This window comes from Streptomyces canus (assembly GCF_001514145.1).
GTDB lineage: Bacteria > Actinomycetota > Actinomycetes > Streptomycetales > Streptomycetaceae > Streptomyces > Streptomyces canus.
The window spans coordinates 162,677-179,399 of the sequence record NZ_KQ948657.1; the positions used below are offsets into that span (position 1 = coordinate 162,677).

Sequence of the window (16,723 nt, forward strand, 5' to 3'; positions counted from 1 at the left end):
ACGTACGGCATGGCACGGACGTGCCCTGTTTCCCCCGTACGGGCCTCAGGGTGTCCCCGGGCCCGCGGGATGGCGGAAGCTGTCAGGTGTGACCCTCCGCCCGAGCGCCGCCGTCCCAGCGAGCCCGTCTCATGTCGAGGCGCGGCAGATGGTTCTCGGCGGCCCTGCTCGCCTCCTTCAGGGGCGTGCCCTCGGCGCGGTAGTGGCCGAGCGCCCGCAGTTCATGCCCGGGAAGCAGGACGCCGTCCGAGCGGACGACACGCCACCAGGGGACGGCTCCGCCGTACAGGGCCATGACCCGGCCGACCTGACGGGGGCCGCCCTCCTCCAGCCACTCGGCGACGTCGCCGTACGTCATGACGCGCCCGGCCGGAATGCGTTCGGCGACGTCGAGGACCCGCTCGGCGTACTCCGGCAGCGGGTCCGCGTACTCCGGGTGGGCGTCCGGAGGAAGGCTCTGCTCGCTCATCCGCCCCATCCTGCCCCACGCCACCGACAATGTGACGGGCTCGCGACCGTGCGTATCCCTCGCCCGGGGACAGCGCTTCGGGCAGACTGTGCGCCCCCGCATGTGCACCCTGACGCCCCCGTGTGTCGGTGGGGCATGCCACCATCGTGCGGGCGGTGACTGGTGATACGAGATCAAGAAGAGACGATGAAGCCACAGGGTGTGCACCCGGAGGACGCCGAGAGCACCTCTGACGCTTCGTCGCGCCCCGACACCGCCGACGCGGACGGCAAGGACGCCGACGGCTGCGTCGAGGAGGTGCACGCCGACGAGGTCGAGAGCGACGAACCGCTGCTTCCCGCGCGCGTGCACCGGCCCTCCGACCTCATGCGACTGCTGGTCGGCGTGCTCGCCGTCGTCGTCCTGCTCGCGATCGCCGCGTTCGCGCACGGCACCACCTCCGGCCTCGAACAGGACATCAACAAGGGCACCGGCCAGGCGCCCGACCTGCTCATCAAGATCGCCGGTCTGGCCTCCAGCATCGCGATCCTCCTCGTCCCGGTCGCGTTCGCGATCGAGCGGCTGATCAAACGCGACGGACTGCGGATCGCCGACGGCGTGCTCGCCGCGGTCCTCGCCCACGGTGTGACTCTCGCCACCGACCTGTGGGTCGCCAAGGCCGCCCCGAGCTCGATCCAGGAGGCGCTCACCCAGCCCTCCCCCGGTGACGTCCACGCCCTCACCGACCCGGTGCACGGCTATCTGGCGCCCGTCATCGCCTATATGACGGCCGTCGGCATGTCCCGCAGGCCGCGCTGGCGGGCGGTGCTCTGGATCGTGCTGATGCTCGACGCGTTCTCGATGCTCGTCACGGGCTACACCACACCGTTCTCGATCATCCTGACGGTGCTGATCGGCTGGACGGTCGCCTACGGGACGCTGTACGCGGTCGGCTCGCCCAATGTCCGGCCCACCGGGCAGACGCTGATCGCGGGCCTCAGGACCGTCGGCTTCCACCCGGTCAGCGCGGCGCGCGAGGAGGCCTCGGAGACCGCGGAGAACAGCGACCGCGGCCGGCGCTACTTCGTCACCCTGGAGGACGGCCCGCCGCTGGATGTGACGGTCGTCGACCGGGAGCAGCAGGCGCAGGGCTTCTTCTACCGCGTGTGGCGCAATCTCACTCTGCGCGGCTTCGCCACCCGCAGCAGCCTCCAGTCGCTCAGGCAGGCGCTGGAGCAGGAAGCGCTGCTCGCCTACGCGGCCATCGCGGCCGGTGCCAACGCGCCCAAGCTGATCGCCACCTCCGAGCTCGGCCCCGACGCCGTGATGCTGGTCTACGAGCACACCGGCGGGCGCACGCTCGAGTCACTGGCCGAGGAGGAGATCACCGACGAACTGCTGCGCAACACCTGGCGTCAGGTGCAGGCGCTGCAGTCGCGGCGTATCGCGCACCGCAGGCTCGCGGGTGACGCGGTTTTGGTGGATCGTTCCGGTGGGGTGATCCTCACCGATCTTCGTGGCGGCGAGATCGCGGCCAGCACCCTGCTGCTGCGCATGGACGTCGCCCAGCTGGTGACGACCCTGGGGCTGCTGGCCGGCGCGGAGCGCGCTGTGGCCTCGGCGGTCAGCATCCTCGGCCCCGACGCCGTGGCCGACTGTCTGCCGATGCTGCAGCCCATCGCGCTGACGCGCTCCACGCGCGCGACACTGCGCAAACTGGCCCGGGAGCGGGCCCAGCGCGAGCGCGAGGCGGTCCTGGACGCGTCCCAGCAGGCCAAGCAGGCTCGTCTGGAGGAGGCGCCGGGGGACGCAAGACCCGAACTCGAAAAGCCCGACAAGAAGGCCGTCAAGGCGGAGGCGCGGGCCGAGAAGCGGGCCATCGACGAGGCCATCGAAGAGGCGCGCGAGGAGGACCTGCTGACGCAGATCCGCCACCAGGTGCTGCTGATCAGGCCACAGGCACCGGTCGAACCGGCCCGCCTGGAGCGGGTGAAGCCGCGCACGCTGATCAGCTTCATCGCGGGTGCCATCGGCGCGTACTTCCTGCTGACGCAGCTCACCCACATCGAGTTCGGGCCGCTCGTCGCCAACGCCGAGTGGGGTTGGGTCGCGGCTGCCGTGCTGTTCTCGGCGTGCAGCTACTTCGCCGCGGCCATGGCGCTGCTGGGCTTCGTGCCCGAGCGGGTGGGGTTCCTGCGAACGGTCGCGGCCCAGGTCGCCGGGTCGTTCGTGAAGATCGTCGCGCCGGCCGCGGTCGGTGGTGTGGCACTCAACACGCGCTTCCTGCAACGCCAGGGGGTGCGGCCGGGGCTCGCGGTGGCCAGCGTCGGGGCCTCGCAGTTGTTCGGGCTCGGCTGCCACATTTTGATGCTGCTGTCCTTCGGCTATCTGACCGGTACCGAGAAGACGCCGTCGCTGTCGCCGTCCCGAACGGTCATCGCGGGTCTGCTGACGGTGGCGGTGCTCGTGCTCGTGGTCACCTCGGTGCCGTTCCTCAGGAAATTCGTCGTCACGCGCGTGAGGTCGCTGTTCGCGGGTGTCGTGCCGCGCATGCTGGACGTGCTCCAGCGGCCGCAGAAGCTGGTCACGGGCATCGGCGGCATGCTGCTGCTGACGGCCTGCTTCGTGATGTGCCTGGACGCCTCGATCCGTGCCTTCGGCCAAGAGGGGACCTCGCTCAGCATCGCCAGCGTCGCCGTCGTCTTCCTCGCCGGCAACGCGCTCGGGTCGGCGGCCCCGACACCGGGCGGTGTGGGCGCCGTGGAGGCCACTTTGACGGTCGGTCTGATCGCCGTGGGGCTCCCCAAGGAGGTCGCCGCCCCGGCCGTCCTGCTGTTCCGTCTGCTGACGCTGTGGCTGCCGGTGCTGCCGGGTTGGCTGGCCTTCAACCAGCTGTCCCGGAAGGGCGCGCTGTAGTCCGTACCGCCGAGCCGGGACGAGTACCTCTTACGGCTCGCGCCCCGAGCGTCCCCCCGCGCGCGACCGCAGGATGGGATCATGCCCACCCCCCCTCGACTGCGCGCCGCCGCCCTGACCACCACAGCCCTTCTGCTGACCTCCGTGCTGGCAGGCTGCAGCGGCGACTCCCAGGACGAGGACCTGTCGGCCCAGAAGCTGAACTGGAAGGACTGCCCGGCGCCCTCCCGGGCCGAGGGCGGAGGTGACGCCCCTTCCCCGCTGCCGGGTGACGAGGAGTGGCAGTGCAGCACCCTCGAGGTCCCTCTCGACTGGGCGAAGCCCAAGGGCGACACGATCGGCCTCGCTCTGATCCGGGCGAAGGCCAGCGGCGCCGAGGACAGGCGTATCGGCTCGCTCGTCTTCAACTTCGGCGGACCCGGCGGCTCGGGCGTCACCACGCTGCCCGCCTTCGGCACGGACTACGCGAACCTGCGCACCCGCTACGACCTGGTGAGCTTCGACCCCCGCGGGGTCGGCCGCAGCGCCCCGGTGGAGTGCCTGAACGATCCCCAGCTCGACGTGTACTTCGAGCAGGACTGGACCCCTGACGACCCGGCCGAGCGCGCCTCGCTGCTGGACGACACCAAGGAGTTCAACGCGGCCTGCGAGGAGAACTCCAGGAAGATGCTGCCGCATGTGCGCACGACCGATGCCGCCCGCGACATGGACCTGATGCGCCAGGTCCTCGGCGACGACAAGCTGAACTACTTCGGCATCTCGTACGGCACCGAACTCGGCGGCGTCTATGCCCATCTGTTCCCGAAGCGCGTGGGGCGCGCGGTCTTCGACGCGGTCGTCGACCCGACGCAGAGCAGCGAACAGGGCTCGCTCGGACAGGCCGAGGGATTCCAGCTCGCGCTCGACAACTTCGCCGAGGACTGCACCTCGCAGCCCACGGACTGCCCCATCGGCGACACCGCGCAGGATGTCAGGAACCGCATCGCCGAACTGCTGGCCGACCTCGACCGCAAGCCGATCCCCGGCATCGGGCAGCGCGTACTGACCCAGACCGCCGCGACCAACGGCATCGCGCAGGCGCTGTACTCGAAGGACTTCTGGGAGTACCTCACCGAGGGCCTGGAGCAGGCGTACGCCGGCGACGGCAGCATCCTGATGCTGCTGTCCGACTCGATGAACGGGCGCAGCGAGAACGGCGAGTACAGCAACATCGCCGCGGCCAACACCTCCATCAACTGCGCCGACAACAAACCCCGGTACACCTCCGCCGAGGTCGAGCGGAGGCTGCCCGAGTTCCGTGCCGCGTCCCCTCTGTTCGGCGACTTCATGGCCTGGTCGATGGTGGCCTGCACCGACTGGGCCGTGGCGGGTGCCGCCGACCATCCCGACGTGAGCGCCACCGGCTCGGCACCGATCCTGGTCGTGGGCAACACCGGGGACCCGGCGACCCCCTACGAGGGCGCGCGCAAGATGGTGGAGGCGCTCGGAACGGGCGTCGGGGTCGAGCTGACGTACAAGGGGCAGGGGCACGGGGCGTACGAGAGCAAGAACAAGTGCGTCCAGGACGCCGTGAACGGCTACCTCCTGAGCGGGAAGGTGCCGGCGCCCGGGACCGTCTGCTCGTAGCGCGACCGTAGCCCCCCCCAAGCCTCTGTGAAATCGCTGGTCAGAAGGTTATCCACAGGCCCCGACGGGTGTCAGGTGATCGGCCTACCATGGCCAGACCGACGTTCGTGGCTCGGCACGGACGGTTGGGGAGGGGGACTGGAATGAGGCGTTTCGTACGGTGGGCGGCCATGACCGCCGCGGCGGCACTGCTGGCGGCGGGCTGCAGCGGCTCGTCCGGCGGCGGTGAAGGGGACGAGCGGTCGGGCAGCGCGAGGCCCACCACCACAGGCGCGAAAGCACTGCCCGCCGCGCTGACCTCGCAGAAGCTCGACTGGGTGCGCTGCAAGGCCACCGCGGACTCCTCCCCGCCCGGCAGAGACTGGCAATGCGCAACGTTGAAGGCGCCGCTCGACTGGTCGAAGCCGGGCGGCGAGACGATCGACCTCGCGCTGATCCGCTCCAAGGCCCGCGGCGGCGACCGCATCGGCTCGCTCCTGTTCAACTTCGGCGGCCCCGGCGCGTCGGGCGTCGCCGGAATGCCCGGGTATGCCGCCACCGTCTCCCTGCTGCGCGAGCGGTACGACCTGGTGAGCTGGGACCCGCGCGGGGTCGGAGCCAGCGAAGGCGTCCGTTGCCGTGGCGACAAGGAGACCCAGGCCGCGGAGTCGGTGGACGCCACCCCGGACACCCCAGCCGAGGAACGGGCGTATCTCCGGGACGCCACCGACTTCGCGCAGGGCTGCGAGAAGGGCGTGGGCAGACTGCTGGCGCACGTCTCGACCACCGACACCGCGCGGGACATGGACCTCATGCGCCAGGTCCTCGGCGACACCGAGCTGCACTACTTCGGCATCTCCTACGGCACCCAACTCGGCGGCGTCTACGCCCACCTGTTCCCCGAGAAGGTCGGGCGGCTGGTGCTCGACGCGGTCGTCGATCCGACCGCCGACCTGGTGGACCACCGCAAGAACCAGGCCCGGGGCTTCCAGCGGGCCCTCGACAACTACCTCGAATCCACCGGACAGGACCCGGAAAGGGGCACCCGGAAGATCGCGGATCTGCTGGAGCGGATCGACGCGGACCCGCTGGACACGTATTCCGGGCGGAAACTGACCCAGGTGCTGGCGTTCACCGGCATCGTCTTGCCGTTGTACCGCCAGGACAGCTGGCCCTCGCTGACCAGCGCTCTCGACACGGCCGAGCAGGGGGACGGCTCCGAACTGCTGGCGCTCGCCGACGGCTACAACGAACGGGACGCCTCGGGCCGTTACGGCCTGCTGACGCAGTCACAACGAGTCATATCGTGCTTGGACGACAAGCAGCGGCCCACGCTCGCGGAGACGAAGAAGCTGCTGCCCGAGTTCGAGAAGATCTCGCCGGTGTTCGGCCCCTTCCTCGGCTGGGACGCGGCCGGCTGGTGCCACGACTGGCCGGTGCCCGGCCAGTACGCGACCCCGGAGGTGAGCGCGCCCGGTGCGGCGCCGGTGCTGGTGATCGGCAACACGGGCGACCCGGCGACCCCGTACGAGGGGGCCCGCAGGATGGCGGACGAGTTGGGCAAGGGCGTCGGCGTGGAGCTCACCTGGAAAGGCGAGGGACACGGGGCGTACGGGAACGGGAGCGACTGTGTGAACTCCACGGTGAACGCGTATCTGCTGAAGGGCACGGTGCCGAAGGACGGCAAGGTCTGCGGTCGGCGCCAGTAGCGGAAAGGGGCCCGGCACACCTGGTGCCGAGCCCCTCCCGGGAAGACGTGGGCCTAGTAGACCGGCTTGTCCGGCTCGATCTGGTTGACCCAGCCGATCACGCCGCCACCGACATGCACGGCGTCGGAGAAGCCCGCGGACTTCAGGACCGCGAGAACTTCCGCACTGCGGACACCCGTCTTGCAGTGCAGGACGATCTTCTTGTCCTGCGGGAGGCCCTCCAGGGCGGTGCCCATGAGGAACTCGTTCTTCGGGATCAACTTCGCGCCCGGGATCGAGACGATCTCGTACTCGTTGATCTCACGGACATCGATGATCTCGATGTTCTCGCCGTCGTCGATCCACTCCTTGAGCTGCTTCGGAGTGATCGTCGAGCCGGCGGCCGCCTCCTGGGCCTCCTCGGAGACGACGCCGCAGAAGGCCTCGTAGTCGATGAGCTCGGTGACGGTCGGGTTCTCGCCGCAGACCGCGCAGTCCGGGTCCTTGCGGACCTTGACCTGGCGGTACTGCATCTCGAGGGCGTCGTAGATCATCAGGCGGCCGACGAGCGGCTCGCCGACGCCCGTGAGGACCTTGATCGCCTCGGTGACCTGGATGGAGCCGATGGACGCGCACAGCACGCCCAGGACGCCGCCCTCGGCGCAGGAGGGGACCATGCCGGGGGGCGGGGGCTCCGGGTAGAGGCAGCGGTAGCAGGGGCCGTGCTCGGACCAGAAGACGGAGGCCTGGCCGTCGAAGCGGTAGATCGAGCCCCAGACGTACGGCTTGTTCAGCAGCACGCACGCGTCGTTGACCAGGTAGCGGGTCGCGAAGTTGTCGGTTCCGTCGACGATCAGGTCGTACTGGCTGAAGATCTCCATCACGTTCTCGGCCTCGAGCCGCTCCTCGTGAAGGATCACGTTCACGTACGGGTTGATGCCGAGGACCGAGTCGCGCGCGGACTCGGCCTTGGAGCGGCCGATGTCGGCCTGGCTGTGGATGATCTGGCGCTGCAGGTTCGACTCGTCGACCTCGTCGAACTCCACGATGCCGAGCGTGCCGACGCCCGCCGCGGCCAGGTACATCAGCGCCGGCGAGCCCAGGCCGCCGGCGCCCACACAGAGCACCTTGGCGTTCTTCAGCCGCTTCTGCCCGTCCATCCCGACGTCGGGGATGATCAGGTGGCGGGAGTACCTGCGGACCTCGTCTACGGTGAGCTCGGAGGCGGGCTCGACCAGGGGTGGCAGCGACACGGGGACTCCGTTGGTCGGTCAATCACTACAGTTGTTCTCCCCGTAACACTGCCATGGGCTTCTTCATTCCGAGACACCCGTTCCGATCCGCGAGACGATCTCGTCCCAGTAGCCGGGCAGGGTCTCCCACGGGTCGACGCGGCCGCCGCGGTCCGTGCGGTCGGTGAACCAGATCGTCGAGGCACCCTGCCAGCGCGCGATCCGCAGGGCCTCCTCGAGGTGCGGGCCGGGCACTCCGTGGACGAGGTGGCAGAAGCGGTCGGGCGGGTAGTCGGCGGTCCACTCGGCCACCTGCGACCAGCGGTAGTCGCTCCAGGACCCGGAGAAAGTGACCAGCTGGTCGGCGTTCTCGGCGTATCCCGGGTGGGGGTGGGTGCCGTGGCCGAGGACGATGTGGGCATCGTCACGGATCGCGCGGAGCGCGGTGACGGTGCGGCGCACCTCGGGGAGCGCCGCGTGTTCGACCGGGCAGTGGTCCAGGAGAAAGCCGTCGACCTGGTACCAGTTGATGTAGCGATGTGCCTCGGGGACCAGCTCGCCGCAGGTGCGGACCCCGGAGGTGTCGAGGTGACCGAGGACGCGGACGCCCGCGTTGCGCAGCCGGCCGGCCGCTTCGAGGCAGTGCGGGTCGGGGCGGGCCCCGGGTCCGTCGGCGACGTTGAGGACGGCCCAGTGCAGTGGGGTGCCGGGACGGCTGAGTTCGGCCCATTCGGCGGGGGCGACCAGGGGATGGGCGAAGCCGGGGGCACCGAGGCCGACGCGCAGGTCGGTGCTCGGCGTGCTTGTCTTCGTGCTGGTCAGATGCGGCATGCCGCCTCCATCCAGATGTCGGCGAGGGACTCTTCGAGGTTGATCCGGGGGCGCCAGCCGAGCCGGTCGCGTGCGGTGCGCACGTCGGCCTGCTGCCAGCTGCCACAGCCGTCGGGGTACGGGTACGCGACGGGTCCCGCGTGGTCCGGTTCGGAGCGGGGATGCCCGATGGTCGCCCTCAGCTGGCCGGGAGGACCGTCGAGTTCATGGAGGGCGCCGCCGTATCCGGCGACCCGGGCCAGGACGGCCGCAGCGTCGCGGAGGCGGACGGCACGGCCCGAGCCGATGTTGATGACGCCCTGTGCGGCGGAGAGCGAGGCCGCGTGGACGGCGCGGGCCACATCGCGGACGTCGACGAAGTCGCGCTGGGCGCCGAGGCCGGCGAGTTTCAGTTCGCCGTCGCCGGACTGCATGGCGCGGCGCATGGCCTCGGCGAGACGGCCGAGCGGGGAGCCCGCGGGAGTGCCGGGGCCCGCCGGTGAGAAGACCCGCAGGACGACGGCGTCCAGGCCGGATCCGAGGACCAGTTCGGTGGCGGCGAGTTTGCTGACGCCGTACGGACCGCCGGGACGGGGGACGGCGTCCTCGGCCGTGGAGGAGCCGGGCTGGCTGGGGCCGTACTCCGCGCCACAGCCGATCTGCACCAGACGGGCAGCGCAGCGGCTGCGCCGCAGGGCCTCGCAGACGGTGGCGACGGCGACCGTGTTGTGGCGGGTGAGTTCGCGGGCACCGCCGCGGGTGGCGCCGGCACAGTTGACGACGACGCCCGGGTGGACCGCGTCGAGGAAGCGGGTGAGGGCGCCGGGGCTGCCGGACGCGAGGTCGAAGCGGACGTCGGCGTCGTCGCCGCGGCCGAGCGCGGTGAGCTGGACGGCGGGGTCGGCGAGCAGGCGGTCGGCGACGAAGCGGCCGAGGTAGCCGTTGGCTCCGATCAGCAGGACTCTCATCGGGCTGCTCCCGGGGCCTTGGGGGCAGGTCGGGAGGTGGTCATTGCGGGTTCTCCTTCGGGAGGGGCTTGCGAGTTGCGTCCGGCGGTGGGGCCGGGGTGCCTGCGGCGGCCTGTGCGGGTTCAGCGGGCGGTTTCGCCCACGGGGCGGGTGGCCGCGCCTACGGCGGGTGCGTCGCTCGGGGCCGGGTCAGCACGGGTCCTCCGCCTGGGCGTGGGCCGATGCCCTGGTCAGCTTGCGGATCCCGTGGATCAGCAGGGCCAGGGCGCCGATTCCGCAGGAAAGGGTCTGGATGCCGCCCGCGCCCCAGAGGTCCACGAGGGCTTCCACCGGTGCGGTCAGGAAGCCGCAGCCCGGCAGGCGGGAGGCGAAGGCCGCGGCCAGGGCCGTCGTCTGGGCTGTCGCGGCGGCGGTGAGCACCACCGCGGGGGCGTGAGTGAAGCCGTGGACGGTGAGGAGGCGGGCGAGAAAGAGGAGGGCACCCAGGGCGATGACCTGTGGGTGGGCGGAGGGTTCGTCCAGGGCGGCGCCGGACAGGGCCGAGAGAGCCGTCAAGGCGCACAGATAGAGGGCGAACGTGCCGAGCAGCAGGGGGCGTACGGAGGCCGCGAAGTCCTCCAGGCCTCGACTGACGGTCAGTTTGCGGCGGGCGCCCGCCGCGAAGAGGTGGGCGGACCAGGCTGCCGGAGCGCAGGACAGGGCCAGGGCGAGGACGGGAGCGGTGGCCATGGGCCAGGGGGCCTCGGGGGTGCCGGTGGGCAGGGCGTCGGGACCGCCGGTCACGGCCGCCGCGAGGAGGCCGTCGCCGAGGGCTGCGTAGGCGAGGAGCCAGTACATCCAGGTGGAGGTGCCGGGGGTGTGTGCGCGGTCGGGGATGCCGAGGGGGCCGCGGGACAGGGCCGCGCGCATGGCCAGGGACACGGCCAGGAAGCCCACCAAGGCGGCGACCAGGCGGGACTGGCCGTCGGTGAGGCGGATGCCGGCCACCGTGGCCGCGCAGAGGGCGCCGGGGAGGAGGGTGAGCAGGGCCCAGTCCGCACGGGCCCGGGGTGCCTGCTCCGCCGTGGGGGGCGGGGGCGTCTCGCCGTCCCTCGGGACGCGGGCGTACATCTCCTCGGCGAGGGAGAAGACGTCCCGGTGCCGAAAGCGGACGGCGGTGCGGTCGGTGACGCCGTGCGCCTCGAGACCCGCGGCGATCTCCAGGGGGTCGACGGCCCGTTCGCACAGCTCGCGGTGACGGTGCATCAGGGCCTTCACCGGGTCGGCAGGGGAACGGCGGGCGGGGCCGGGGGTGGTGGACTTGCGGCCGGTGGAGACCTCGGGGGCGCGGGGAGCGGGTGCCGATGGGGTGGGCGGGTCCGCGTCCGCGACGCCCGCCTCAGCCCTTTCGAACCCTCCGGATGCCGTGGATCCTCCGAACTCCTCTGACTTCTCTGGGACCTTCGCGGATCGCGGCCCCGAAGTTCCCGACGTTACCGCTGCCTCACCGCCCCCCGGGCCGCCATCCGCTCCGTGCTCGCCCGCCCCCGAGCCGCCCGGAGTGTCGGGGCGGTCGAGTCCCACGTCGCTCATCCGGACGCTCCTTCCGTGGCGGCGAAGGGAGGCGTCGCGTGAACCGGGGGCCCCGCGGCCCAGCCGGGGCCGCTTCGGGCCACGACGCGGGTGTTGAGTTCGGTCCAGTGGCCGGGGACATGGGCCTCGGCGGGGGTGGCGAACGGGAGGGGCTTGCCGGTGCCGCCCAGCACGACCCGGCGGACCGGCGTGTGCGAGACGATCTCCAGGTAAATGCCGTGAAATGCCGTGATGTTCTGCTCCACGGTGAACAGTTCGAGAGCGCGGGCGCGCGCGGCGGCGCCGAGGCGCTCACGGCGTTCGGGGTCGCGCAGCAGCGTCACGCACGCCTCCGCGAGCGCCTTCGGGTTGCGCGGCGGGACGACGAGCCCCGTGCCACCGATGACCTCCACGACCGCGCCGACGTCGGTGGACACGGTGGCCCGGCCGCAGAACATGGCCTCGACGAGGCTGATCGGGAAGCCCTCGACGACGCTGGACAGGATGGTGACCGCGCCCGAGGCGTACGCGTCGGCGAGGGTCGGCACCTCGGGACCGCCGATCTCCTCGAAGGAGACGGGGTTGTCGCCGACGGCGTGCAGTCCCTCCGCCTCGTCCGGGAAGAGCTGCGCGGCCAGCGCCTTGCAGTGCCCCAGATAGGCCGCGCCCTCGGGGCCGGTGGGCGCGCCGACGATTCTCAGCCGCGTCTTGGGCTCCTCCTTGCGGACCTCCGCGAAGGCGTGGAGGAGGGAGATCAGGTCCTTGGCGGGTTCGACGCGGCCCACCCAGACCAGCCGGTCCGGGTCCCCGCACTCCGCGGACTCCCCCACCTCCGTGAAGCGGGCGGCATCCATGCCGGGATAGACCGTGCGCAGCTTCTCGCGGTCGGCGCCGCAGCGCTCCTGCCAGCGGCGGGCGTGGGCGTTGCCGGGCGTGACGACCGCGGCCCGCCGGTAGGTCTCGGTGGCCAGCCGGCCGTGGAAGGCGGCGAGCAGGGCCCGTACGGCGGGCGCGGACTCGGTGTCGGCCAGGTAGTGCGTGCGCAACCGCACGCCGTACTCGGTCACCAGCAGCGGGACGCCGCAGAAGCGGTGCGCGAGGAGACCGGGCAGGGCGGCCGGGCCACCGGAGGCCGCGTGACACAGGTCGACCGCGCCGAGGCCGTCGTCCTCGTACCAGTCGAGCGAGAGGGGGCGCAGGGCGCGCTCCAGGTGCGCGGCGACAGCCAGCAGATCCGGTACGCGCGCCTCGCGTGCCGTCTGCCGGGCGCCGGGTGCGCGACAGGCGCGCTCCAGGGCGCGTACGGCGGTCTCGGAGCGGAGCGCCCCCACCAGTCCGCCCTCGTCGCGGGCGAGTTCGGCGAGCCCGTACAGGGCGATGGCGAAACGGTCCGCCTCGGCGGCCGACGACTCCCCCGAGGCGTCGCCGACCCCCCCTTCGCACAGCGCCGCCACCAACTCGCCGTAGGACTCGGCAAACCGACGGCGCGCCCGCCTGCCGTACACCACGCCGTCGTCCGCCGCGGTCCACAGCGGGGCCGTGATGACCCGGCCGACCTGCGGCGGCAGCTGGACCCAGCCCTCGTCCTCCTGGCGCTCGCTGCGACTGAGCGCGTAGATGTCGAACTCGTGCTGCCCGAGGCCGCGCACGAGCCGGTCGCACCAGAGCCTGGCGTCACCGCTCACATACGGATAGCCACCCTCCGTAAGCAGTCCTATGCGCACGAGTGCGCCCCCGATCTCCCGTGTCGAGAGCCGCCGTTGGCCCGGCGGCTCGCAGCGGGAAGAACGTATGCGGACAAGGCGGTGGCGCGACGGACGGTTGTCCATCGCGCCACCAAAAGGGGTGAACGGTCGTAACTTTCCCGTGCGGATCGCGTTCGGTCGCGCTAGGAGATCATGCGGACACAGAACGTCAGGTCACGGCCACTTCCCGGCGCTCCGCCCTGCGCCGGGCCGCGATGCGCGGATCGAGCGCCGGTACGGCGGCCAGGAGCTGCTTGGTGTACGGGTCCCGGGGGTTGTCGTACACCTCGTCGGCGGGCCCGGTCTCGACGATCCGGCCGCGCCGCATCACGGCGACCCGGTCGCTGACCTGGCGTACGACGGCGAGGTCGTGCGCGACGAAGACCAGCGCGAGCCCCAGCTCCCGCTGCAACTCGCCGAGCAGGGCGACCACCTGGGCCTGGGTGGTGACGTCGAGCGCGGAGACCGGTTCGTCGCAGACGATGACGCGCGGGTCCGCCGCGAGCGCCCGCGCGATGCCCACGCGCTGGCGTTGGCCGCCGCTGAACTCGTGCGGGTAGCGGTCGTAGTGCGCCCCTTCGAGCCCCACGCGCTCCAGGAGTTCCGTCACGCGCCCCCTGATCCGCTTCTCGTCCCGTTCACCACGCGCGCGGAGCGGGTCGGCGATCGACTCGCCCACGCTGCGGCGTGGGTTCAAGGAGGAGACGGGGTCCTGGAAGACCATCTGGACGGCCGGGTTCACGCCCACGCGCGCGTGGCCGTCGTGACGGACCTCGCCCGCCGTCGGCTCCAACAACCCGACCAGCATGCGCCCCAGGGTCGTCTTGCCGCTGCCGCTCTCGCCGACGACGCCGAGGGTCTCGCCACGGTGGACCGTCAGCGAGACGTCGTCGACGGCCGCGAAGGCCTTCTTGCCTCGCCCGAACTCGCGCCGCAGGCTCTTCGCTTCGAGGACCACCTCGCCGGATGCCCGGGAAGGTGTCCGAGGCGCGTCCACGCGCGGTACCGCGGCGAGCAGTTCACGCGTGTACGCCTCCGCCGGCGCCCCGAGCACCGCGCCGACCGGCCCCTGCTCGACCGCGCGGCCGTGCCGCATGACGAGCACGTCGTCGACGCTCTCGGCGGCGACGCCCACGTCGTGCGTGACGAGCAGCAGACCCATCCCGGTCTCCTGGCGCAGGGTGTGCAGCAGGTCGAGGATCTGGGCCTGGACGGTCACGTCGAGCGCGGTCGTCGGCTCGTCGGCGATCAGCAGGTCGGGCTCGCAGGCCAGTGCCATCGCGATGAGGGCGCGCTGACGCATGCCGCCGCTGAACTCGTGCGGACGGGCCCGGGATCGCCGTACGGCGTCCGGAATGCCGACCCGGTCCAGCACCTCCACCGCACGCGCGCGTGCGGCTCGTCGCGACACACGCGTGTGCACGCGGTACACCTCGGCGATCTGGTCGCCGATCGCGTAGTACGGGTCCAGGGACGACAACGGGTCCTGGAAGACCATCGCGGCCTTCCCGCCCCGCAGCCGCCGCAGGTCGTCGTCCGGCGCTCGCTGTACGTCCACTCCGGCGACCTCGACCGAGCCGCCCACGCGGGCGCCCGTGCCGCGGTGCAGCCCGAGCAGGGCCGAGGCGACGGTGGACTTGCCGGAGCCGGACTCGCCGACCAGGGCGAGGGCGGCGCCCTGCTCCAGGCGGACGGAGAGGCCGTCGACGGCACGCAGGTCGCCGAACTCGACGGTCAGGTCCGTGACATGGACGAGGCTCATGCGAGCACCACCCGTCGGTCGGCCACCGCGTACAGCACGTCCGCGACGGCGTTGGCGAGCACCACGAAGAAGCCGATGACCAGGACCATCCCGACGACGACCGGGAGGTCGACGACGGTGACGGCGTGGACCAGTTCCTGGCCGATGCCGGGCAGGCCGAACAGTGACTCGACGAGGACGGCCCCGCCCACCGCGCTGCCGAAGTCGTTGGCGTTCAGGGCGATGATCGGTGCCAGGGCCCCGCGCAGGGCGTGCCGGCCGACGATCGACCGCTCGCCGACGCCGTAGGCCCGGAAGGTGCGGATGTGGTCCTCGGCGAGCGTCTCGAGCATCGACGCACGGGTCAGCCGTGCGAAGTAGGCCGCCTCGGCGAGGGCGAGCGTGACCCAGGGCAGCAGCAGGCCCCACATCCATTGCTCGGGGTCGTCGGAGAAGGCGACGTACTCCGGGAACGGCAGTATCTCCAGCTGCCCGCAGACCACGATCATCAGGACGAGGCCGATGACGAAGGCAGGTGTGGCGATCCCCGCGAGGGTGAGCCCGGTCAGCGCGCGCTCGGTGAACCGGCCGCGTCGCCAGGCGGACAGCACACCGGTGCCGACGCCCAGCAGCAGCCACAGGACCATCCCGCCGAGCACCAGCGACAGGCTGACGGGCAGCTTGTTCAGGATGATCTGCGTGACCTGCTGGTCGCTCTGGTACGACAGCCCGAGGCAGGGCGCCGGGCAGTGCTCGACCGAGGTGCCGGTGGAGTAGTCGTGGCCTGCGACGATGCCCTGGAGGAAGTGCCAGTAGCGCAGGTACAGCGGGTCGTCGAGCCTGAGCTGCTGGGCGACCTGGTGCACCTGTTCCGGTGAGCAGCGCGGGCCGCAGGTGATCTGGGCGACGTTGCCGGGAGTGGCGTAGAAGACGACGTAGATGATCACCGAGAGGGCGAGCAGGGTGAGTACGGCGCTCACGGTCCGGCGCAGGGCGAATCCGGTGAAGCCGCTCATGCGGATCCCTCCTTGCCGGCCTTGGACTCCTGCCTGCGGCCCGTGCCGATGCGCAGGCGGGAGGCCGCGCGCGGGTCGAGGGCGGTGCGGACGCCGTCGCCGAGGACGGTGAGCGCGAGGACGGTGAGGAACAGCGCGGCGGCGGGCAGCAGCAGGTACTGCGGGGCCGCCTGGTACCAGACGTCGGCCGAGGAGAGCATCTGTCCCCAGGACGGGGTGGGCGGCTTCACGCCGACGCCGAGGAAGGACAAGGAGGCCTCGATGCTGATGTTCGCCGGCACCATCAGTGCCGCATAGGTGATGACCGGCGCGGCGAGACCGGGCAGCAGTTCCCGGCGGGCGATCCGCAAGGTGCCCCAGCCGCTCAGCCGGGCTGCGGCCACGTAGTCCAGTTCCTTGAGGGTGAGTGTCTGGGCGCGCGCGATCTTGCCGATCGTGCCCCAGGCGACGAAGCCGATGATGAGTGCGACCAGAACCGGCCGCGAGAAGCTGCTCGGCACGATGGCCAGCAGCGCCAACGCCATGATCATCAACGGCATGGCCACGATGATGTCGGTGATCCGGCTCAACAGTTGATCAACCCATCGGTTGCCGAGCGCGGCCGCGACGCCCACGACGACACCGAGCAGGACCTGTACGGCGGTCGCGGTCAGCGCGACGCCGAGGGAGACCCGGGCGCCGTACAGCAGGCGCGCGAACAGGTCGCGTCCGGTCTGCGGTTCGACACCGAGCCAGTGGTCCGCACTGATCCCTCCGAAGGACCCGATGGGCACGCCACCGCGCGCGGAGTCCACCAGGGAGGGGTGGTAGCTGGTCGGATCCTGGCCCTCCAGCGCGGTGAGCAGGGGCGCCGCTAGCGCCACCAGGACGAGCAGTGCGACGACGAACGCCGCGACCATGGCGGCACGCTGCGCCCGCAGCCGCCGCCAGAACTGACGGGCCCCGGAGGTTCCCGAGACGGACGCCTCGGGAACCTCGGTGGCGACAAGTGCCTCGCTCATCG

General features: G+C 71.5%; 12 protein-coding genes. 3 read left to right on the plus strand and 9 right to left on the minus strand.

The genetic code is table 11. The features are described from left to right. Nucleotides 1-82: 82 nt before the first annotated feature. Nucleotides 83-469 carry an MGMT family protein gene (locus AQJ46_RS05595; protein WP_059204546.1) on the minus strand — a complete coding sequence of 129 codons (387 nt, stop codon included), beginning with the start codon at nt 467-469 and terminating at the stop codon, nt 83-85. A 186-nt stretch (nt 470-655) separates the two neighbouring features. On the opposite strand from AQJ46_RS05595, the gene AQJ46_RS05600 reads away from it, so the two are divergent. The 3 genes from AQJ46_RS05600 (at nt 656) to AQJ46_RS05610 (ending at nt 6,678) form a co-directional block, all read left to right on the plus strand. Continuing rightward, nucleotides 656-3,364 (plus strand): lysylphosphatidylglycerol synthase domain-containing protein, encoded by a 2,709-nt coding sequence (locus AQJ46_RS05600; protein WP_059204547.1) that lies wholly within the window; start codon nt 656-658, stop codon nt 3,362-3,364. Between the two features lie 81 nt (nt 3,365-3,445). After that, nucleotides 3,446-4,990: an alpha/beta hydrolase gene (locus AQJ46_RS05605; protein ID WP_059204548.1), complete on the plus strand. Its 1,545-nt coding sequence runs from the start codon at nt 3,446-3,448 to the stop codon at nt 4,988-4,990. Nucleotides 4,991-5,133: 143 nt separating this feature from the next. Further along, entirely contained in the window at nt 5,134-6,678 is a 1,545-nt protein-coding gene (locus tag AQJ46_RS05610; protein ID WP_059204549.1) for an alpha/beta hydrolase, read from the plus strand. A 53-nt stretch (nt 6,679-6,731) separates the two neighbouring features. Here the strand turns inward: AQJ46_RS05610 and moeZ are convergent, their stop codons facing one another. The 8 genes from moeZ to AQJ46_RS05650 all read right to left on the minus strand — a co-directional run bounded on the left by moeZ (nt 6,732) and on the right by AQJ46_RS05650 (nt 16,721). Beyond that, nucleotides 6,732-7,910 carry an adenylyltransferase/sulfurtransferase MoeZ gene (gene moeZ, locus AQJ46_RS05615; protein ID WP_057610084.1) on the minus strand — a complete coding sequence of 393 codons (1,179 nt, stop codon included), beginning with the start codon at nt 7,908-7,910 and terminating at the stop codon, nt 6,732-6,734. A 63-nt stretch (nt 7,911-7,973) separates the two neighbouring features. Continuing rightward, complete coding sequence (locus AQJ46_RS05620) at nt 7,974-8,720, minus strand: spherulation-specific family 4 protein (protein WP_059204550.1); 747 nt, start codon at nt 8,718-8,720, stop codon at nt 7,974-7,976. Then, on the minus strand, nt 8,708-9,667 hold the full coding sequence (locus AQJ46_RS05625; protein WP_059204551.1) for an NAD-dependent epimerase/dehydratase family protein: 960 nt from the start codon (nt 9,665-9,667) through the stop codon (nt 8,708-8,710). The genes AQJ46_RS05620 and AQJ46_RS05625 overlap by 13 nt, the downstream gene beginning before the upstream one ends. A 189-nt stretch (nt 9,668-9,856) precedes the next feature. Further along, complete coding sequence (locus AQJ46_RS05630) at nt 9,857-11,239, minus strand: hypothetical protein (RefSeq protein WP_167368198.1); 1,383 nt, start codon at nt 11,237-11,239, stop codon at nt 9,857-9,859. Continuing rightward, on the minus strand, nt 11,236-12,942 hold the full coding sequence (locus AQJ46_RS05635) for a DUF3492 domain-containing protein (RefSeq protein ID WP_063803767.1): 1,707 nt from the start codon (nt 12,940-12,942) through the stop codon (nt 11,236-11,238). Before AQJ46_RS05635 ends, AQJ46_RS05630 begins: the two co-directional genes overlap by 4 nt. 190 nt (nt 12,943-13,132) lie before the next feature. Continuing rightward, nucleotides 13,133-14,725, minus strand: a complete 1,593-nt coding sequence (locus AQJ46_RS05640) for a dipeptide ABC transporter ATP-binding protein (RefSeq protein ID WP_059204554.1) — start codon at nt 14,723-14,725, stop codon at nt 13,133-13,135. Continuing rightward, nucleotides 14,722-15,720 (minus strand): ABC transporter permease, encoded by a 999-nt coding sequence (locus AQJ46_RS05645; RefSeq protein ID WP_059204555.1) that lies wholly within the window; start codon nt 15,718-15,720, stop codon nt 14,722-14,724. The genes AQJ46_RS05640 and AQJ46_RS05645 overlap by 4 nt, the downstream gene beginning before the upstream one ends. Continuing rightward, nucleotides 15,717-16,721: an ABC transporter permease gene (locus AQJ46_RS05650; RefSeq protein ID WP_059204556.1), complete on the minus strand. Its 1,005-nt coding sequence runs from the start codon at nt 16,719-16,721 to the stop codon at nt 15,717-15,719. The genes AQJ46_RS05645 and AQJ46_RS05650 overlap by 4 nt, the downstream gene beginning before the upstream one ends. Between the last annotated feature and the right edge of the window lie 2 nt (nt 16,722-16,723).